General features: G+C 60.9%; 17 protein-coding genes and 2 tRNA genes. 5 read left to right on the top strand and 14 right to left on the bottom strand.

The genetic code is table 11. The features are described from left to right. Positions 1-5: 5 nt before the first annotated feature. Positions 6-884 carry an alpha/beta fold hydrolase gene (locus FSO04_RS07375; RefSeq protein ID WP_154559046.1) on the bottom strand — a complete coding sequence of 293 codons (879 nt, stop codon included), beginning with the start codon at positions 882-884 and terminating at the stop codon, positions 6-8. A gap of 94 nt (positions 885-978) precedes the next feature. On the opposite strand from FSO04_RS07375, the gene FSO04_RS07370 reads away from it, so the two are divergent. Next, on the top strand, positions 979-1,881 hold the full coding sequence (locus tag FSO04_RS07370) for a LysR family transcriptional regulator (RefSeq protein ID WP_154559045.1): 903 nt from the start codon (positions 979-981) through the stop codon (positions 1,879-1,881). A 67-nt stretch (positions 1,882-1,948) separates the two neighbouring features. Here FSO04_RS07370 and FSO04_RS07365 read toward each other — a convergent pair whose 3' ends face one another. Together FSO04_RS07365 and FSO04_RS07360 are read right to left on the bottom strand one after the other, a co-directional pair. Further along, complete coding sequence (locus tag FSO04_RS07365; protein ID WP_154559044.1) at positions 1,949-2,137, bottom strand: hypothetical protein; 189 nt, start codon at positions 2,135-2,137, stop codon at positions 1,949-1,951. 99 nt (positions 2,138-2,236) lie between these two features. Continuing rightward, positions 2,237-3,145 (bottom strand): LysR family transcriptional regulator, encoded by a 909-nt coding sequence (locus FSO04_RS07360; RefSeq protein WP_154559043.1) that lies wholly within the window; start codon positions 3,143-3,145, stop codon positions 2,237-2,239. Positions 3,146-3,286: 141 nt separating this feature from the next. Between FSO04_RS07360 and FSO04_RS07355 the strand changes: the two genes are divergently transcribed. The 4 genes from FSO04_RS07355 to FSO04_RS07340 all read left to right on the top strand — a co-directional run bounded on the left by FSO04_RS07355 (position 3,287) and on the right by FSO04_RS07340 (position 8,726). Beyond that, positions 3,287-5,407, top strand: a complete 2,121-nt coding sequence (locus tag FSO04_RS07355; protein ID WP_154559042.1) for a 3-hydroxyacyl-CoA dehydrogenase NAD-binding domain-containing protein — start codon at positions 3,287-3,289, stop codon at positions 5,405-5,407. A gap of 95 nt (positions 5,408-5,502) precedes the next feature. After that, complete coding sequence (locus tag FSO04_RS07350; protein WP_154559041.1) at positions 5,503-6,711, top strand: acyl-CoA dehydrogenase family protein; 1,209 nt, start codon at positions 5,503-5,505, stop codon at positions 6,709-6,711. Positions 6,712-6,723: 12 nt separating this feature from the next. Next, positions 6,724-7,854, top strand: coding sequence for an acyl-CoA dehydrogenase family protein (locus tag FSO04_RS07345; protein ID WP_154559040.1), 1,131 nt, complete (start codon positions 6,724-6,726; stop codon positions 7,852-7,854). Positions 7,855-8,498: 644 nt separating this feature from the next. Further along, positions 8,499-8,726, top strand: coding sequence for a hypothetical protein (locus FSO04_RS07340; protein ID WP_154559039.1), 228 nt, complete (start codon positions 8,499-8,501; stop codon positions 8,724-8,726). Positions 8,727-9,023: 297 nt separating this feature from the next. On the opposite strand, the gene FSO04_RS07335 is transcribed toward FSO04_RS07340, so the two are convergent. The 11 genes from FSO04_RS07335 to FSO04_RS07285 form a co-directional block, all read right to left on the bottom strand. After that, a tRNA-Pro gene (locus tag FSO04_RS07335) sits at positions 9,024-9,100 on the bottom strand. Between the two features lie 63 nt (positions 9,101-9,163). Beyond that, on the bottom strand, positions 9,164-9,571 hold the full coding sequence (locus FSO04_RS07330; RefSeq protein WP_154559038.1) for a MerR family transcriptional regulator: 408 nt from the start codon (positions 9,569-9,571) through the stop codon (positions 9,164-9,166). Positions 9,572-9,617: 46 nt separating this feature from the next. Then, positions 9,618-10,028 (bottom strand): integration host factor subunit alpha, encoded by a 411-nt coding sequence (locus tag FSO04_RS07325; protein ID WP_154559037.1) that lies wholly within the window; start codon positions 10,026-10,028, stop codon positions 9,618-9,620. Positions 10,029-10,096: 68 nt separating this feature from the next. Beyond that, positions 10,097-12,532 carry a phenylalanine--tRNA ligase subunit beta gene (gene pheT, locus FSO04_RS07320; protein WP_154559036.1) on the bottom strand — a complete coding sequence of 812 codons (2,436 nt, stop codon included), beginning with the start codon at positions 12,530-12,532 and terminating at the stop codon, positions 10,097-10,099. A 137-nt stretch (positions 12,533-12,669) separates the two neighbouring features. After that, positions 12,670-13,683 carry a phenylalanine--tRNA ligase subunit alpha gene (gene pheS, locus FSO04_RS07315; RefSeq protein ID WP_028200200.1) on the bottom strand — a complete coding sequence of 338 codons (1,014 nt, stop codon included), beginning with the start codon at positions 13,681-13,683 and terminating at the stop codon, positions 12,670-12,672. A gap of 157 nt (positions 13,684-13,840) precedes the next feature. After that, entirely contained in the window at positions 13,841-14,200 is a 360-nt protein-coding gene (rplT, locus tag FSO04_RS07310; protein WP_006052502.1) for a 50S ribosomal protein L20, read from the bottom strand. Between the two features lie 29 nt (positions 14,201-14,229). Next, positions 14,230-14,427, bottom strand: coding sequence for a 50S ribosomal protein L35 (gene rpmI / locus FSO04_RS07305; protein ID WP_097389908.1), 198 nt, complete (start codon positions 14,425-14,427; stop codon positions 14,230-14,232). 248 nt (positions 14,428-14,675) lie between these two features. Continuing rightward, a complete protein-coding gene (infC, locus tag FSO04_RS07300) occupies positions 14,676-15,200 on the bottom strand; it encodes a translation initiation factor IF-3 (RefSeq protein WP_074263967.1) in 525 nt (174 codons plus the stop codon). Between the two features lie 49 nt (positions 15,201-15,249). Then, positions 15,250-17,157 (bottom strand): threonine--tRNA ligase, encoded by a 1,908-nt coding sequence (gene thrS / locus FSO04_RS07295; protein WP_154559035.1) that lies wholly within the window; start codon positions 17,155-17,157, stop codon positions 15,250-15,252. 251 nt (positions 17,158-17,408) lie between these two features. Beyond that, positions 17,409-17,485 (bottom strand) — tRNA-Val (locus FSO04_RS07290). Positions 17,486-17,635: 150 nt separating this feature from the next. Then, on the bottom strand, positions 17,636-19,879 hold the full coding sequence (locus tag FSO04_RS07285) for a RelA/SpoT family protein (RefSeq protein WP_154559034.1): 2,244 nt from the start codon (positions 19,877-19,879) through the stop codon (positions 17,636-17,638). Positions 19,880-19,960: the final 81 nt, after the last annotated feature.

Here is a 19,960-nt window from a genome sequence, read left to right as displayed (position 1 = left end):
GGCGACTAGGACTGCAAGAACGGCAGGACGCGTTCGAGTAACAACTCGGGCGCTTCCTCGGGAATATAGTGGCCGCACGGCAAAGCCTCGCCGCTCACGTGCGCCGACCACTGACGCCATTCGGCGAGCGGCTCGAAACATTGCTCGATGACGCCCTGCGCGCCCCACAACGCGAGGAAATCGCATTCGATCTTCTGCCCTTCAGCGAGCGACGCGCGATCGTGATCGAGGTCGATCGTGATGCTCGCGCGGTAGTCCTCGCAGATGCCGTGCGCGGTGGCAGGGTCCGACAGACAGCGCAAATACTCGGCATAGGCGGCATCGATGAACGGTGCCAGCCCGGCGCTGCGTGCGCCTATGGTCTGCTTCAGATAGAGATCGGGATCGGCGCGAATCAGCGTTTCGGGAAACGGCGCGGGACGCACGAGAAAAAACCAGTGCCAGTAAGCGCGCGCAAACTCGAACGACGTTTGCTCGTACATGGCGAGTGTCGGTGCGACGTCCAGCGTGACCAGCTTCGTCACGGCTTGCGGATGATCGAGCGCCATGCGAGCCGCAACGCGTCCACCCCGGTCGTGGCCGACCACGGCAAATTGTGTGAAGCCCTGGGCGCGCATCAACGAAACCTGATCCGCGGCCATGCGGCGTTTCGAATAGTGGCTGTGGTCGGGCTCGCCTTGCGGTTTGCCGCTGTCGCCGTAGCCGCGCAGATCCGCAGCAATGACCGTGAAGTACTGCGCCAGCGTGGGCGCAACCTTATGCCAGATCGCATGGGTCTGCGGATGGCCGTGCAGCAGCAGTAAGGCCGGGCCGTTGCCGCCACGGATTGCGTGGATCTGGATGCCGTCGACGTGGATCGACGCGTCGGTGAAACCTCTAAACATCGTTGCCTCCCGTATCTGAATGCAGTCTAATTGATGCCTGCAGAGATATGGTTTCTATTAGTGCAATCCGGAATTAACTTTTGGGAACGAATCGATGGATGGTTTTTCCGACCTGAATCTGTTCGCGCTGGTGGCGCGCCACCGCAATCTGGCGGCCGCAGCGCGTGAGCTCGGCGTGACGCCGCCGTCGATCAGCAAGCGTCTCGCGCAACTCGAAAAGCGCCTGGGCGTGCGTCTCGTCAACCGGACCACCCGCCGCCTGAGCCTCACCGCCGAGGGCGAGATCTATCTGGCGAACGGCTCGCGTATCCTCGACGACCTCGCTGAACTGGAGCAACTGGTCACCAGCAGCCGCGCCGAGCCGACTGGGCTTTTGCGCGTGAACGCGTCGTTCGGTTTCGGCCGCGCGCACGTCGCGCCGGCCATTTCACGGTTCAGCGAGCGTTTTCCATCGATGAAAATTCAGTTGCATCTCACTGACCGGCCGGTCAGCTTGCAGGAAGAAGGCTTCGACTTGGGCATTCGCTTTGGCGAGGTGCCGGATGCACGTATCAATGCGCGTTTGCTGCTGAAAAACCAGCGGCTGGTGTGTGCCGCACCGGGCTACGTGAAACGGCATGGCGCACCGGCCATGCCACACGATTTGACGCACCATGCGTGCCTCGTCTTACGCGAAAACGAATCGGCGTACGGCACCTGGCATTTTGCGCGCGGCAAGAAGTCGGAGACGGTGAAGGTGGATGGTCCGTTGAGCAGCAACGACGGCAGCGCCGTGCTGAAGTGGGCGCTCGATGGGCGCGGTATTGCCGTGCGCTCCGCATGGGAGATTTCCCGCCACTTGCAACGTGGCGAGCTGGTGCCGTTGCTCACGGACTGGGCGCTGCCGAACGCGGACATTCACGCGATCTATCTGGAGCGGCATCGGCTGTCGGCGAAACTCAGGACGTTCATCGACTTTCTCGGCGACGAACTGCAAGCGAGTGTTCGATCGGCTTAGCACGCGTGCGGTGAGCCGGGCGCTGCAGGGCGATCACGCGGGTCGGACGAATACCCGGCGTGCGTGTTCAGCCGACGCGTTTGTTTCGCTGGGCGCGATTTGCTCGCCAGCGGATCAGGAAGCTGACCAATGCGGCGAAGGCCGCAGTGGCCGCGTAGCCTGCCAGACGAATGGCATCCTCACTCGGGAGACGCGAGACCAACACAATGACAATGGCGATTGCAAGCAGAGCTAGACATGCGATTGCCCATTTCATCTCCGTCTCCCCTGAAGTTTGATGTGCTGCCAGATGCACGGCTATCTCGCCGTTTTGTTAAGCATACCCGCGAGTGAGGCACCGGTGCTTCATTGCGACTCAAGCGGCCACCCCTCTGCCGCTTCCGTGCGCCTGCTCCAGGATGAACTCGATAAAACTCGCCGCCGCCCGCGTGTGATGCCGATTCGGCATATAGAGCAAGTACATGTTCGTACCGAAGATGCTTAGACGCCATTCATCGAGCGCCGTCACCACGTCCCCGCGGCGCAGGTCGTCCTGCACCACGTAGTCGGGCACCAGGCCGACGCCCAGACCGGCCAGCACCGCCTGGCGCAAGAACAGGAAGTTCTCGGAAATAATCGTCGGCTCCAGCAGCACTTCGTGGCGTTCGTCGCGCAAATAAGCCGCCACCCGCAACTGCCTGCCGACCACCGCCGCCGTAATCAACGGCGCAGTGCGCAAATCGTCGAGACGCACCGGCATGCCGCGGCTTTCGGCAAAATCCGGCGACGCACACGCAACATATCGCACCGACCCCATGTCACGTGCGACGAGATTCTGCGGCGGCTCCGACATCACCCGAACCGCGATGTCGACCTCGTCGCGCATCAGATCCTCGACCCGATTCTCGAACATCACGTCCAGCACGATGCCCGGATACAGACGCTTGAACGCGATCAGCCAATCCGACATCACCAGTTGCCCATAACCGCTCGGCACACTCAACCGCACCCGCCCCTGCAAGCTCTGCCCGAGCGTGGTGACCGATTCGCGCGCGGCCAGCAGCGCATTCTGAATGGTGCGGCCATGCTCGTATAACTGCAGACCGATTTCAGTCGCTTCGACCCGGCGCGTGGTGCGCCTGACCAGTTGCAGCCCGATCGAGCGCTCCAACTGGTTCAGGTGGTAACTCACATTCGCGCGGCTCATCTTCAGCCGGCGCGCGGCCTCGCTCAGGTTGCCCGCATCAAGGATATCGACCAGCAAGGTCAGCGAATTGACGTCCATGGCATAGCCTTTGTCAAAGTATCTTTGACAGTCTGTCAACCGCCTATGTAATTGTCAATAAACCTTGACCAACCCACAATCGGAGAATTCGCCAGGCCCGGTATGCCAGATCTGCCCCGATATCAATCAGGAGACGACACGATGACCCTCAACCCTTCCGCCGACGTTGTGACGCGCGAATTGCGCGGCAAAGTCCTGCTGGTGACCATCGACCACGCACCGGTCAACGCCTTATCCGCCGACGTGCGGCGCGGCCTGCTCGCCGCCATCGAAGCCGCGGATGCCGACAAGGCCGTCGAAGCCGTGCTGATCGTCGGCGCCGGACGCAACTTCATCGCGGGCGCGGACATCCGCGAGTTCGGCAAGCCGCCGGTGCCGCCGTCGCTGCCGGATGTATGCAACCGTATCGAAGCGTGTGCGAAGCCGGTGGTGGCCGCCATTCACGGCGCCGCGCTCGGCGGTGGCCTGGAGGTGGCGCTCGCGGCGCACTACCGTCTCGCCGTGAACGGCGCGAAGCTCGGTTTGCCCGAAGTGCAACTCGGCCTGCTGCCGGGCGCAGGCGGCACACAGCGTACGCCGCGCCTGATCGGCGCGCAGGCCGCGCTCGACCTGATCCTGAGCGGCCGCCACGCCGGCGCGAAAGAAGCACTCGCGCTTGGCCTCATCGACCGGCTCGGCAGCAGCGACGACATCCTCGCTGAAGGACTCGCCTACGCACAGGAACTGCTGGCCGCTCATGCGCCAGTGCGCCGCACGCGCGATGCCGCTGCGCTAAGCGACCGCGCAGCAAGCCTCGCCGCCGTCGCCGCGGCGCGCGCGGAAACGGCGAAGAAATCGCGCGGCCTGTTCTCCCCGCTAAAAATCGTCGATGCCGTGGAAGCCGCCATCGAACAGCCTTTCGAAGATGGCCTGCGGCTCGAACGCAAACTGTTCCTGGAATGCATCGACAGCCCGCAGCGTGCCGGCCTGATTCACGCGTTCTTTGCCGAACGCGAAGTGCTCAAGGCCCCGGAAACACGCGATGCGAAACCACGCACGCTGAATAAGATCGGCGTGGTGGGCGGCGGTACGATGGGCGCGGGCATTGCCGTCGCCGTGCTCGATGCCGGCCTGCCGGTGACGATGATCGAACGCGACGACGCGTCGCTCGCGCGCGGCCGCGCGCACATCGAAAAGGTCTACGACGGGATGATCGCCAAAGGCCGCATGAGCGCGGAAAAGAAAACCGACGTGATGACACGCTGGCAAGGCAGCACTTCATACGATGCACTCGCCGACGCCGATCTGGTGATCGAAGCGGTATTTGAAGACCTGTCGGTGAAAAAAGCCGTGTTCGCCGAACTCGATCGTGTCTGCAAAGCGGGCGCGGTGCTCGCCACCAACACGTCGTATCTCGACATCGATGCGATTGCGGCCAGTATTTCCCGTCCTGCGGATGTGATCGGCCTGCACTTCTTCTCCCCCGCCAACATCATGAAACTGCTGGAAGTGGTGGTGCCGAAGCAGGTCAGCGCCGACGTGGTCGCGACGGCGTTCGAACTTGCGAAGAAGCTGCGCAAGACGCCGGTGCGTGCTGGCGTGTGCGACGGCTTCATCGGCAATCGCGTGCTGGCGGTGTATCGCAACGCGGCCGACGCCATGATGGAAGACGGTGCGTCGCCGTATCAGATTGACGCGGCAGTGCGTGCATTCGGCTTCCCGATGGGCCCGTTCCAGGTGGTCGATCTGGCAGGCGGCGACATCGGTTGGGCTGCGCGAAAGCGGCGCGCGGCCACACGCAACCCCAACGCGCGCTACGTGCAGATCGCCGACCGTCTTTGCGAACGCGGCTGGTTCGGCCAGAAAACCGGTCGTGGGTTTTATCTGTACCCCGAAGGTTCGCGCAGCGGCGCACCCGACCCTGAAGTCGAGGCCATCATCGACGCCGAACGCGAGCGCGCCGGCATCACGCCGCGCACGTTCACCGACGAAGAAATCGTGCGCCGCTACATGGCCGCGATGATCAACGAAGGCGCCAATGTCGTGCACGAAGGCATCGCGCTGCGGCCACTCGATGTCGACGTGACCTTCCTCTATGGCTACGGCTTTCCGCGCTATCGCGGCGGTCCGATGAAATACGCCGATACGGTGTGCCTCGCCACGGTTCTCGCAGACATCCGCGAATTCGCCAAAGAAGACCCGCTGTTCTGGCGAGCGTCGCCGCTGCTGGTCGAACTGGTCGAGCGCGGCGCCGATTTCGCGAGCCTCAACCAGTCAGCTTGAGACGGCACGTTATTTGGAGCATTCTCGACCGGTACGGGCCCGCCTGCCTACGCGCTCACCCGCCGGTCCGGTAAATATCTAGGGAAGAACCCGCTATGGATCTGAACTTCACGCCTGAAGAAGAGGCTTTTCGCACTGACGTGCAGCGTTTTTTGCGCGACAAACTCCCACAACGTCTCGCCGACAAAGTACACGGCGGCCGCAGGCTTACGCGCGACGACATGGCTGAGTGGCACGCGATTCTCAACGCACAAGGCTGGCTCGCCAATCATTGGCCGGAGGAGTACGGCGGCCCGGGCTGGAACGCCGTGCAGAAATTTATCTTCGAGAATGAATGCGCATTGGCGGGCGCACCGCGTGTCGTGCCCTTCGGCGTCAACATGCTCGGCCCAGTGTTGATCAAATACGGCAACGAAGCGCAAAAGCACCACTGGTTGCCGCGCATTCTCGATGGCTCGGACTGGTGGTGCCAGGGCTATTCGGAACCGGGCGCGGGCTCGGACCTCGCGTCGGTCAAGACCACCGCGGTACGCGGCAGCGATGCGCAAGGTGAGCACTACATCGTCAACGGCCAGAAGACGTGGACCACGCTCGGCCACTACGCGAACATGATCTTCTGCCTCGTGCGCTCTGCCACCGACGTGCGCAAGCAGGAAGGCATCAGCTTCCTGCTGATCGACATGAATACGCCAGGCGTCGAAGTGCGGCCGATCATCACGCTCGATGGCGAGCACGAAGTCAACGAAGTCTTCTTCACGGATGTGCGTGTACCGGTTGAGAACCTCGTGGGCGAAGAGAACAAGGGCTGGACCTACGCCAAATACCTGCTCACGTATGAGCGCACCAATATCGCGGGCGTCGGCTTCTCAGTCGCCGCATTTAACCGGCTGCGCAAGATCGCCGCGAAGCAGCAGCGCAACGGCCGGCCGCTTGCGGAAGATCCGTCGTTTGCGGCACGCATGGCGCGAGTCGAGATCGATCTGGAGAACATGAAGACCACCAATCTGCGAGTGATCGCGGCGGTGGCCGGCGGCGGCGTGCCGGGCGCCGAGAGTTCGATGCTGAAGATTCGCGGCACTGAGATCCGCCAGGAGATCTCTTCGCTCACGCGCCGTGCGATGGGACCGTATGCGCAGCCGTTCGTCGAGGAAGCCTTGCACGATGGCTTCGAGGGTACGCCAGTCGGTCCGGACGAAGCCGCAAGCGCTGCCTCGCTCTACTTCAACAACCGCAAGCTGTCGATCTTCGGCGGCTCCAACGAAATCCAGAAGAACATCATTTCCAAAATGATCCTGGGACTGTAAGGGGCGCACTTCATGAATTTCCAGCACACCGAAGACCGCCGCATGCTGGCGGATACGCTCAACCGTTTTGTCACCGAGCAATACGCCTTCGAAACGCGTGACCGAATTGCAGGCTCGCCCGAAGGTTTCAGCGCCGACCTGTGGAATCGTTTCGCGGAACTCGGCATTATCGGCGCGTTGTTCGATGAGGCGCAGGGTGGGTTTGGCGGCGGCGGCTTCGATATCGCCGTCGTATTCGAGAGCCTGGGTCGCGGCCTCGTGGTCGAGCCGTTTCTCGATACGCTGATCGTCGGCCAGGCGATCGCGCGTGGCGGCAATGAAACGCAAAAGGCCGCGCTTGGCGAATTGATCGACGGATCCCGAATCGTTGCGCTCGCGCATGGCGAGCCGGACGGCCACTACGAGCTGTCGCGCGTCACAACACGTGCCCAGCGTGCTGGCGACGCATGGCAGTTGAACGGCGCGAAGGCGGTGGTTCAACACGGCGAAAACGCTTCCCTTTTCCTGGTCTCCGCACGTACCGCAGGTGCCGACGACGCCGAAGCCGGCATCACGCTCTTTCTCGTCCCGCGCGACGCCTCGGGTGTCAGCGTGCATGGCTATCGCAAGATCGACGGCGGCCGCGCGGCCGAGGTCACGTTCGACAACGTCACGCTCGCAAACGATGCGGTGCTCGGCGCGGCCGGAGAAGGCTTCGCGACGCTCGAGTACGCGATCAGTTGTGGCGTGCTTGCGTTGTGTTCCGAAGCGGTCGGCGCGATGGATGTCGCGAAAGACTACACGCTCGAATACCTGCGCACGCGCAAGCAGTTCGGCGTACCAATCGGCAGCTTCCAGGCGTTGCAACATCGGATGGCGGATCTGCTGCTCGAGATCGAGCAGGCGCGATCGGCGGTGATCAATGCCGCGGCCGCGCTTGGCGCTGAGCGCACCGTGCGGGAACGCGCGGTGTCAGCGGCAAAATACAGCATCGGCAGGATAGGGACGATGGTCGCCGAGGAATGTATTCAGTTGCATGGCGGTATCGGCATGACGTGGGAGTTGCCGATGGCTCACTATGCGAAGCGGCTTGTGATGATCGACCATCAGTTGGGGGATGAGGATCATCATCTCGAGCGGTTTATCGCGCTCGGCAGAGGGTGAGAGCTGGTTTGCAGGCTTTCTTCGAATCAGCGCCGCTGTGATGGTTTGCCAGCGGCGCTGCCCTCGTCCGTTTGCCAACGACTCCCGCCCGACCTCCGAGCGTCCTCCATCACATCCGCGCGGTCACCGCCATGTGACAGTCCAAGCAGATGTTGTCGTTTCAGAATGACCGGCCTCGTGCCTGTTCTCCGAAGAGAACTCGACTGTCATTCGGCGACTCTGCAGGCTTTGCGCAGCGCTGCTCCGTCCGGCTCAGTGAACCGTGTCTCCAAGGCGTCGTCCTTGCTTGCTCGAAGCATTACTGCGACCAGCAGACCAAGGCACGCGCCAAAGGATCCCCCCACTCCAAAGCCAAGTAAGAATTCCATCGTTTTCCCCCGTTCGTATATTGTCTTTTTGCTGCTTGTGCAGCTGTATTGAATTCGCTTGATGCAGTGTCTTGATGGTCTGTAGTGTGTCAACGCAAAAAGCGAGCCATCCTTGAACTAACCAAGGCGTGCATTTGAATGCCGAGGTGCCGTGACTGTTTAAATGCTCTATACCGTCACAAATCGTTTCAATCTTGTAACGCGCCTGAGTGAAACCGGTGGCACCAGACCGGTCGCCTGGAACGCTCTACACAGTGCTTTTGATGCAGTGGGCGCGTGATCGCTGTGTTTATCCGCGAGATAGAAGCGAGCGCCGAAAACGTTGCAAAGATGAGAACAAGGCGCAGTGCCGCGATCGCTGATTTTCTGATCTGGCCCGGGCTGATACAAATCAATTGCGGGGCGGGTATTTACGACATGGACGCCGCGTTTCGGATTTGCTATGCGCAATTGGGTGGGGTGACCGCGATAAAAAGAACGCGCACGGGAAACGATGAACTATGACATCGTCGGCGGCATTCACGGGCAGGCTGAAAAACTACCCGCGCTGTTGCAGTGACTGGATGTGTCTGGATTTCTGTGTGCTGAGGTCGTTATAAAAAATCTCAGCTTGTGGCGCGGGTGAACCGCTCGTCGAACTGGTTGACGGCTTGCCGCCAGGCGATAGGCGGCACCTTCCAATCCTTTTCGATGTTGCGCAATGCCAGTCTCGAGTTCATGACGATCCGGTAACCAGACGGTAGCGAACGTCAGAATAGAAAAAGGCCTTATGGACGTGCATCCATAAGGCCTTGATTTCTTTGGTCGGGGCGAGAGGATTTGAACCTCCGACCACCTGCACCCCATGCAGGTACGCTACCAGGCTGCGCTACGCCCCGAACAGCTAAAAATTATAACAGACACTTCAATCGATTAGAACCGCTCTGCGCTAACAAAGAAAACTAGTGACCCAACAAGTCGATCACATGCAGCAATTCCTTGCGCAACTGCTCCACATCTACCGCAGCCGTTGCTGCGGCCGGCACCGCCGCGCCCTCGCCCTCCTCGACCAGATCAGCCGGCGCACCCTGCGCGCCACCGCCATGCGAATCGAGCCGATTGCGTGCCCCGTTGATCGTGAAGCCCTGCTCGTACAGCAACTCGCGAATCCGCCGGATCAACAGCACCTCATGATGCTGGTAGTACCGGCGATTGCCGCGCCGCTTGACCGGCCTCAACTGCGTGAACTCCTGTTCCCAATAGCGCAGCACATGCGGTTTCACGCCGCATAGTTCGCTGACCTCACCAATCGTGAAGTAGCGCTTCGCCGGAATCGGAGGCAAGACGACTTTTTCGATCGTCGCTGTCATCGTCAGTTAGCCGTCGTGGTGGGTTGCGCAGGGACGCGCCAGTCGATCAGCGCGCGAAGCTCGCCTCAGCGCCGTTCTCGACCAACGCTTTCAGCTTTTGACTCGCATGGAACGTCACAACGCGGCGCGCGGCGATCGGAATCGCCTCGCCGGTCTTCGGGTTTCTGCCGGGACGCTGGGGTTTGTCGCGCAACTGGAAGTTGCCGAACCCCGACAGCTTCACGCTATCGCCACTCTCCAGCGCATCGCGGATCACCTCGAAGAATGCTTCGACCATGTCTTTCGCTTCCCGCTTGTTGAGCCCGACATTGTCGAACAGCAACTCGGCAAGTTCAGCCTTGGTAAGCGTCGGCGTTTCGCTGGAAACGGCCGCGGGTGATGTCGGAATTTCGCGAATCATGGCGCTGCGTTGCGCCGTAAGAAGGGCTTCGAAATCACTCGAGTTCATTTCATTCATATCTATCAAATGGCGCGCCAAGCAGAAACGGAGGTTGCGAAAAATGCCGTGCAAATGTTAAATGCGGGTTATCCACGCAACCGTGCGCCATATACTCGAGCCAGACGTTCCACCAGAGTTTGAATGGCCAGATCGACCGTTTCATCCTGAAGGGTCCCGCCAGTATCTTGCAAGGTCACACGGAACGCAAGGCTTTTCTCGTGAGCAGCCAAACCACCGGAAGTGTTTGATTTTGGACGGAATTCGTCGAAAAGCACAACCTTCTGAACAGTCTTGCAAGCCTCTTCGGACTGAGCCTTCTGGAGCTCGTCCAGCAGCGCCTGCACCTCGATTTTCTGATCGACGACCACCGCGATATCGCGACGCACCGGCGGGAATTTAGACACATCCGCTGGAGTCGGCAATACGCGCTGCATTAATGCTTCCGCTTCGATTTCAAACAGAATCGGCGCATGCGGCAAATCATATTTCTGCATCCAGCGCGGATGCAATTCACCAATCCAGCCCACTGCGCGGCCATTCAGTTCAATACGCGCGCTGCGGCCCGGATGCAATGCCGGATGCTCCGCTTTCACGAAGCTCGCCACGGCCGGCGCGAGCACGGCTTCAAGATCGCCCTTCACGTCGAAGTAGTCGACCGTGCGCGTTTGCGCGCCCCACTGCTCTTCGAGCGCGGGACCGTAGGCGAGGCCACCGAACATCTTCGGCTGGGCAAAACCTTCGACGGTCAATTCGCCTGCCTTGATCGACGGATCGTGCAGGAACACGCGGCCGGCTTCGAACACGCGCACGCGATCGGCCGCGCGGCGGTTCAGGTTCGTGCGCAGAACGTTGATCAGGCTGCCGAACAGCGTGGTGCGCATGACCGACAACTGGCTCGCAATCGGATTCAACAGACGAACAGGCTTGTCGTTGCCGGCGAAGTCCGACTCCCACTCGGCATCCACAAAGCTGAAGTTGACCGTCTCCACGTAATCGCGCGCGGCGAGCGCGTGACGGATCACGTGAATCGAGCGCTGCGTTTCGTTGGTCGGCAGCATTTCGCTGGTCGCGACCGGCGGACGTGCGGGGATCTTTTCGAAGCCGTAGATGCGCGCGACTTCTTCGATCAGGTCTTCTTCGATTTCGATATCGAAGCGGTACGACGGCGGGATCACTGAGAACGTATCGCCGTCGCGTTCGAACGTGAGGCCGAGGCGCGTGAAGATCTGCGCAATTTCGTCCGCGTCGATCTTGATGCCGATGATGCGGTTCGCACGCGAGACCCGCATCTTCACCGGCTCACGCTTCGGCACGTTGACGATCTGATCGTCGACCGGGCCGGCTTCGCCGCCGCAGATATCGAGGATCAATTGCGTGATGCGTTCGATGTGTTCGACGGTGGTCGCGTAATCGACGCCACGTTCGAAACGATGGCCTGCATCGGTCGAGAAGTTGTACTTGCGCGAGCGGCCACGAATGCTATCCGGCCACCAGAACGCGGCTTCGAGATAGATGTTGGTGGTGTCGAGCGTGACGGCCGTGCTGTCGCCGCCCATGATGCCGGCGAGGCTTTCGATGTGCTGTTCGTCTGCGATCACGCCGACGGTTTCATCGAGTTCAACGGTGTTGCCATTCAGCAGCTTGAGCGTTTCGCCCTTGCGGCCCCAACGCACGTCCATGCTGCCGTGGATCTTGTCCAGATCGAACACGTGCGACGGACGGCCGAGTTCGAGCATCACATAGTTCGAGATATCGACGAGCGCGGAAATGCTGCGCTGACCCGAACGCTCGAGACGCTGCACCATCCATTGCGGCGACTTCGCGCGCGCATTCACGCCGCGAATCACGCGACCCGAGAAGCGGCCGCACAGATCGGGTGCCGAAATTTTGACGGGCAACGTTTCGTTCAACTTGACTTCGACTGGCTTGATCTCGAGCGGACGCAGCGGCGCGCCGGTGATGGCCGACGTTTCGCGCGCCACGCCGAACACCGACAGGCAGTCCGCCTTATTCGGCGTCAGCTTGATTTCGAAAACCGTGTCGTCGAGATTGAGCGTTTCGCGGATGTCCTGGCCGATCGGCGTAGCTTCCGGCAGGATCATCAGACCGCTATGATCTTCCGAGAGCTTCAGTTCGCGTGCCGAGCACAGCATGCCCTGGCTTTCCACGCCGCGCAGCTTCGAGAGCTTGATCGCGAACGGCGTGCCACCCTCTTCGGCCGGCGGCAGTTGCGCGCCGACCAGCGCGACCGGCACCTTGATGCCCGGCGCGACATTCGGCGCACCGCACACGATGTTCAGCGTCGCGCCCGTGCCGGCGTCGACCTGACACACGTTGAGCTTGTCCGCGTCCGGGTGCTTGACGACTTCCAGCACCTGGCCGACGACGATCTTCGAGGTCGGCGGCGCGGCCGGCCGCAGGTCTTCGACTTCGAGACCCGCCATCGTCAACGCGTGCGACAGCTCATCGGTCGTCAGTTGCGGATCGACAAAGGTTCTCAGCCAGGATTCCGGGAATTGCATGGTTCTGTGTACGTTCTGATCAGGTTAGGTCCACGTCCGGCAGGCGGCCCATTGATTCACTGGACTCTGCCGGGGACGCTGCTGCGGCACTGCGTGCAGTGCCGCGCTCTATGCTTGTCGCGTTCGTACGCGCCGGTTCACGCGAATTGACGCAGGAAACGCAGGTCGTTTTCGAAGAACAGACGCAGGTCTTGCACGCCGTAACGCAACATTGTGAGCCGCTCAAGGCCGCTGCCGAAAGCAAAACCGATGTAGCGCTCGGGGTCGAGGCCCATGTTGCGGATCACCGTGGGGTGAACCTGGCCGGAACCCGAAATTTCGAGCCACTTGCCGGCGTTCTTGCCCGTTTCGAACAGCATGTCGATCTCAGCCGACGGTTCGGTGAACGGGAAGTACGACGGACGGAAGCGCACCTGAATATCGTCGCGCTCGAAGAATTTCTTGAGGAAATCGGAGTAGACGCCCTTCAGGTCCGCGAAGCTGATGTTCTCGTCGATCCACAGGCCTTCGACCTGGTTGAACATCGGCGAATGCGTTGCATCGCTGTCCACACGATACGTGCGGCCCGGCACGATCACCTTGATCGGCGGCGTGTTGGTGCGCGCGTAGCGCACCTGCATCGGGCTGGTGTGCGTGCGCAGCAGCAGTTGACGGCCGTCGGCATCTTTGCCGTCGACGTAGAAGGTGTCCTGCATCGAACGCGCCGGGTGGTTTTCCGGGCTGTTCAGCGAGGTAAAGTTGTACCAGTCGGTTTCGATCTCGGGGCCGTCGGCCACATCGAATCCAATCGTACGGAAAATCTGTTCGACGCGCTCCCATGTGCGCATCACCGGGTGCAGACTACCTGCGCCGGTGCCGCGGCCGGGCAACGTGACGTCAATGGCTTCAGCGGCGAGGCGCTGGTTCAGCAACGCGTCGGCGAGCGCCTGACGGCGGGCCGTCAACGCGGCCTCCACTTGTTGCTTGACGAGGTTGATCCGTGCGCCTTCGGTCTTGCGCGTTTCGGGATCGAGTTTGCCAAGGCCCTTCAATAGCTCGGTCAACGCACCCGATTTGCCGAGAAAGCGCGCTTTCTCGTTCTCGAGGGTGGTGACGTCGGAGGCTTCTGCGAAGGCTTTTTGCGCGTCGGCGACAATCTGGTCCAGATCCATTGATCCCATCATTTCAACGTCAGTGTTCAATCGATGCAAAACTGGTTCGACCAACAAAAACGGGGCTCGGTGAGGAGCCCCGTTTTTGCTGCAGCGTCACCGAGACTACCGGATGTTCGCTGCAACGAACCACGCAGTTTAATTGCCCAAAGCGCAATCAGGCTGCAACGGCGGCTTTCACCTGCTGAACGATCGCAGCAAAAGCAGCCTTGTCGAACACAGCCATGTCGGCCAGCACCTTGCGGTCGAGTTCGATCGAAGCCTTCTTCAGGCCGTTGATGAACACGCTGTACGTCATGTCGTGCTGACGCACCGCCGCGTTGATACGCGTGATCCACAATGCACGGAACACACGCTTCTTGTTGCGGCGATCGCGGTAGGCGTATTGGCCTGCGCGCATGACCGCCTGCTTGGCGATGCGATAGACGTTATTGCGACGGCCGCGGTAACCCTTGGCCAGCTTGATGATCTTCTTGTGACGGGCCCGTGCGGTAACCCCACGTTTTACTCGAGGCATATCTTGCTCCTATGAGTGTCGGTTAAGGGTTAAGCGAACGGCAGCATTGCGCGCACGGAGTTCATATCTGCTTCATGAACTGACGTCGAACCGCGCAAATGGCGTTTGTTCTTGGTGGTCTTCTTGGTAAGAATGTGGCGCTTGAAGGCTTGACCGCGCTTGACGGTACCGCCCGGACGCACCACGAAGCGCTTTGCAGCACTCTTCTTGGTCTTCATCTTCGGCATGACAACTCCATTATTAGATGGATATGGGTGTGCGGTCGGCCAGATGGCCATTACCCGCCCTTCGAAACCCATTCCACTTGGTATGCAGACCGCCGTTACTGCCGGCAGCCGCTTTTCAGGAAGCGGCGCACATTTGCACATGCGCCGTTCCGAAACCTGCCGATCCCGCACCGGACACCCGGCACAGCATCGTTTCAATCTTTCACAACCGGAGCGCGCACCACACGGTGCGCCGCTGCTCCAGCGGCTTACTTCTTTTTCTTCGGCGCGAGCACCATGATCATCTGGCGCCCTTCCATTTTCGGCATCTGCTCGACCTGACCGACTTCGTCGAGGTCCGTGCGCAGGCGCTCGAGCATGCGCATACCGATTTCCTGGTGAGCCATTTCGCGGCCACGGAAACGCAACGTGATTTTCGTCTTGTCGCCGTCGTCGAGGAAGCGGATGAGGTTGCGCAGCTTGACGTTGTAGTCGCCGTCATCGGTGCCCGGGCGGAATTTGACTTCCTTGACCTGGACGATCTTCTGCTTGAGCTTGGCCTCGTGTTGCTTCTTCGCTTCCGAGTACTTGAACTTGCCGTAGTCCATCAAACGGCAGACCGGAGGAACCGCTTGCGGAGCGATTTCAACCAGATCCACATCCTGCTGTTCCGACATGCGGAACGCATCAGCGAGTTTCACGATGCCGAGCGGTTCGTTCTCGACTCCGACCAGACGCACCTCGGGTGCTGTAATTTCACCGTTGATGCGGTGCGCAGACTTATCAGTAGCGATGTTACGTTTCCTCTAAAAATTAAAAAAACGAGCCGGGCTGCCAAGTGGCTCAGTTGAACGACTGCACATCCTGGCGCAGACGCTCAATGAAGGTATCGAGAGGCATCACACCCAGATCGACACCACCACGGGCACGCACGGCTACCGTTTGGGCTTCACGCTCTTTGTCGCCGACCACAAGCAGGTACGGCACCTTTTCCAGCGTGTGCTCCCGTATTTTATAGCTAATCTTCTCGTTGCGCAAATCGGCCTCTACTCTAACCCCTTGTTTTTGCAACGATTGGGCTAGCGACTGCGCATATTCGGTCTGACTTTCGGCGATATTCATCACCACAACCTGCATCGGCGCGAGCCACGACGGCATTGCACCAGCATGGTGCTCGATCAGAATGCCGAGGAAACGCTCCATTGATCCGACGATTGCCCGGTGCAGCATGATCGGGCGGCGGCGGCTATTGTCTTCGGCGACGTATTCGGCGCCCAGACGCTCCGGCAGCACCATATCGAGCTGCAACGTGCCGCACTGCCACGAGCGGCCGAGCGCGTCCTTGATGTGGTACTCCACCTTCGGGCCGTAGAACGCGCCCTCGCCCGCCAACTCTTCCCACGTCACGCCGCACGCCGTCAGCGCCTCACGCAGGCCCTGCTCCGCGCGATCCCATGTCTCATCCGTGCCGGCGCGAGCATCCGGGCGCAGCGACAGCTTGATCTCGACATTGTCGAAGCCGAAGTCCTTGTAGACGCTCATCGCCAGCGTGTTGAACGCGATCGATTCGCTGATGAACTGGTCTTCGGTACAGAAAATGTGCGCGTCGTCCTGCACGAAGCCACGCACGCGCATCAGACCATGCAGCGCGCCCGACGATTCGTTGCGGTGACACGAGCCGAATTCCGCGTAACGCAGCGGCAGATCGCGATACGAGCGCAGACCGTGGTTGAACACCTGCACGTGACCCGGGCAGTTCATCGGCTTGATCGCGTAGTCGCGCTTTTCCGATTCCGTCGTGAACATGTTTTCACGATAGTTCTGCCAGTGGCCCGACGCTTCCCAGAGCGAGCGGTCCATGATCATCGGCGTCTTGATTTCGAGGTAGCCGGCGTCGTTCACGCGCCGGCGCATGTACTGCTCGACCTGCTGCCACAGCGTCCAGCCACGCGGATGCCAGAACACCATGCCCGGCGACTCGTCCTGCATGTGGAACAGGTCGAGTTGTTTGCCGAGCTTGCGGTGATCGCGCTTTTCCGCCTCTTCAAGCATGTGCAGATACGCTTCCTGGTCTTCCTTCTTCGTCCAGGCCGTGCCATAGATACGCTGCAGTTGCTCGTTCTTCGAGTCGCCGCGCCAGTAAGCGCCCGCAAGCTTCATCAGCTTGAAAACCTTCAGCTTGCCGGTGGACGGCACGTGCGGGCCGCGGCACAGATCCGTGAAGCCGCCGTGCGAGTACAGCTTGATTTCGTCGGTGGCCGGAATCGATTCGATGATCTCGGCCTTGTACTTTTCGCCGATGCTCTTGAAGTAGTCCACGGCTTCGTCGCGCGAGACCACACGGCGCGAGACCGGCTCGTCTTTCTTCGCGAGTTCCTGCATGCGCTTTTCGATCTTCTCGAGATCTTCCGGCGTGAAAGGACGGCTATACGCGAAGTCGTAATAGAACCCGTTGTCGATGACGGGACCGATCGTAACCTGCGCTTCCGGGAACAGATCCTTCACCGCGTACGCGAGCAAGTGCGCCGTGGAGTGACGAATGATGTCGAGGCCGTCGGCGTCTTTCTCGGTGACGATGGCAAGCGCCACGTCGTGATCGATCAGCGTGGACGTATCGACGAGTTCACCGTCGATCTTGCCGCCGAGCGCAGCTTTCGCGAGGCCGGGGCCGATCGATGCGGCCACTTCGGCGACGGTCACCGGATGCTCGTACTGTCGAACAGAACCGTCAGGCAGACGTATCGAAACCATTGCGTTCTCCGTGGTGCCGACCGGCGGCGGCACATACAACCAGGTCAAAAAACCAAAAAAAATGCGGCCCCACTTTCGAGGGGCCGCATTCACATTTCCTGCTAACTACAGTGGCGAAAGTGGTCCTCGACTAGCGTCGCTCCGAAGTAGTTTCGGTCAACGTTCGCGGTGCCATAACCGTATTTGCCTTTTGCGCCGAAGCGCTTACTGCAGTTTGCGAAACCCCGGTAAAACCGGAATTTCTCTTTCGTTGGTAGGCTCGATTGGACTCGAACCAACGACCCCCACCATGTCAAGGTGGTGCTCTAACCAGCTGAGCTACGAGCCTGAAGAAACGAGATTATATGGAGCCCCACACCGCTTGGCAAGTACTTTTATGCACCGACTTTAAATTTCTACTCATGCGCGCGGGCACATCGAACCGATGCCTGCCGGGCACCTGCAGGCACCCACAGGCACCGTCCGCCGCGTGCGCGCATCAACTCTTGCGTGAAGCGCGCACCACGCCGATTACTTCACCGAGCAACGTACACGCGCGCTGAATTTGCGCGGCGCTCGATACTTCGACAGTAAATTGCATGAACGCCGCATTGCGACGCGACTGCGTTTTCACGCCGATCACATTCATCTTCTCGCGCGCGAAAACTTCGGAGATATCGCGCAGCAAACCCTGCCGATCTGTGGCCTCGATGCTGAGGTCGACGGGATAGACCGACTGCCCGCGGCCGCTCATGACATCCGCCGACCACGCGGTTTGCAACACACGCTCGGGTGCGCGATCGGCCATGCGCACGAAGGTCGGACAATCGCTGCGGTGGATCGACATACCCTTGCCGCGCGTGACGAAGCCGCTGATGTCGTCGGGCGGTGCGGGACGGCAACAGCGCGCGAGTTGCGTAAGCAACGCGTCGACGCCGACCACGAGTACACCCGTGGAAGCCCCGCGGGCGACGCTCGCGCCGCTACTGCGCTTCTCGAACTGTTCCGGCGCTTCGACTACCGGCTCGGGCGGCGGCGCATCGTGCAGCGCCTGCTCGACGAGCCGCAGACTAAATTCTTCCTTACCGACCACCGAGAACAGATCGTCGGTGGTCTTGAAGCCGAGCTTGGCGGCGAGCTGATCGAGATTGACCGACGTCTTGCCCTCGCGCTGCAGGGTCTTTTCGACCATCGCACGGCCGCTCGAGATGTGCTCCTGCACTTCGACCGCGTTGAACCACGCGCGCACTTTCTGCCGCGCCCGATGGCTCTGCAGATACCCGAGTTGCGGGTTGAGCCAGTCACGCGACGGACCGCCCTCTTTCACCGCGACGATCTCGACCGTCTGGCCGTTCTGCAACGCCGTGTTGAGCGGCACCATCGCGCCGTCGACACGCGCACCACGGCAGCGATGCCCCAGCTCGCTATGCAGGTGATACGCGAAGTCCACCGGTGTGGCGCCGTGCGGCAGCGGAATCACGCGTGCTTGCGGCGTGAGCACGTAGATGTGGTCGTCGTCGAGCGTAGCCTGGCGCAATTGCTCCCACGGCTGCGCGGCGCGCTTCTCGCCGTGCTCGCCTTCGGAGACGTCGTCTTTCCACGCGAGCAGTTGACGCAACCACGCGATCTTCTCGTCGTACTTCTCATTGGCGCTGAACTGGCCGCCGTAGCCACGCGTGCCCGCTTCCTTATAACGCCAGTGCGCCGCCACGCCATACTCGGCGAACTGATGCATTTCCTGCGTGCGGATCTGTACTTCGAACGCGCGACCGTCGTCGCCGATCACGACCGTGTGCAGCGATTTATAGCCGTTAGGCTTCGGGCGCGAGATGTAGTCGTCGAACTCTTTCGGCACCGGCTGCCACAGGTTGTGCACGATGCCGAGCACGGTGTAGCAATCCTTGATGTCCTGCACGATGACGCGAAACGCGCGCACATCGTACAGTTCGGCGAAGTCCAGCTCCTTGCCGTGCATCTTGCGCCAGATGCTGTAAATGTGTTTTGGCCGGCCGCTGACTTCAGCCTGAACATTCGCCGCAGCCAGTTCCTGCTGCAGCCGCTCGATTGCCTGCGCAACATAGCTCTCGCGCTCGACGCGCTTCTCGTCGAGCAGCTTGGCGATGCGCTTGTACGTGACCGGCTCTTCGAAGCGGAGCGCGAGATCCTCGAGCTCCCATTTCAGTTGCCAGATGCCGAGCCGGTTGGCGAGCGGCGCGTAAATATCGAGCGTTTCACGCGCGACGTCGGGCGAAGGCGTGATTTTCGCCGCCGCGTAATAACGCAGCGATTGCAAGCGCGACGCGAGCCGTATCAGCACGACGCGAATGTCCTGCGCGAACGCGAGCAGCATCTTGCGCAGCGCCTCGACCTGCGCGCGGCGCGCGGCCTGCGCATCGCGCCCGGCTTCGGGCATCGCATTCTGCGCGGCGCGCAAGCTCACCGTCCCCAGGCGCAGCAACTTGCGCACGTCGCCCACCAGTTGCGCGACTTCTTCGCCGAAGTTATCGGCGATCACGCGTTCCGGGTCTTGCAGATGCGGCGTCAGGGCAAACAAGGCCGCTGCCAGCACAGCCGGCGGATCGACATTGAGCGTGCGCATGATCGACGCCGTACCCGCCGCATGATCCGCCAGCAACTCGCCCGATGAGAGCCGCACTTCGCCCGCATGTTCGCGCACGAACGCCATCGCTTCGTCGAAGGAAGGGATGGGGGTTGGCGTGCTCGTAACGATTTCGGTAGTCATGGTGCGACGGCCCACCGGGCCAGACGGATCAACGGAATGTCAACAACAACTGCGAGACCAGGCGTAAACCAGGTCAGCCAG

It is taken from the genome of Paraburkholderia madseniana (genome assembly GCF_009690905.1).
In the GTDB taxonomy this organism is placed as follows: domain Bacteria; phylum Pseudomonadota; class Gammaproteobacteria; order Burkholderiales; family Burkholderiaceae; genus Paraburkholderia; species Paraburkholderia madseniana.
The sequence above is the reverse complement of the archived record's forward strand: the minus strand, read 5'-3'. Positions and strand labels throughout refer to the sequence as shown.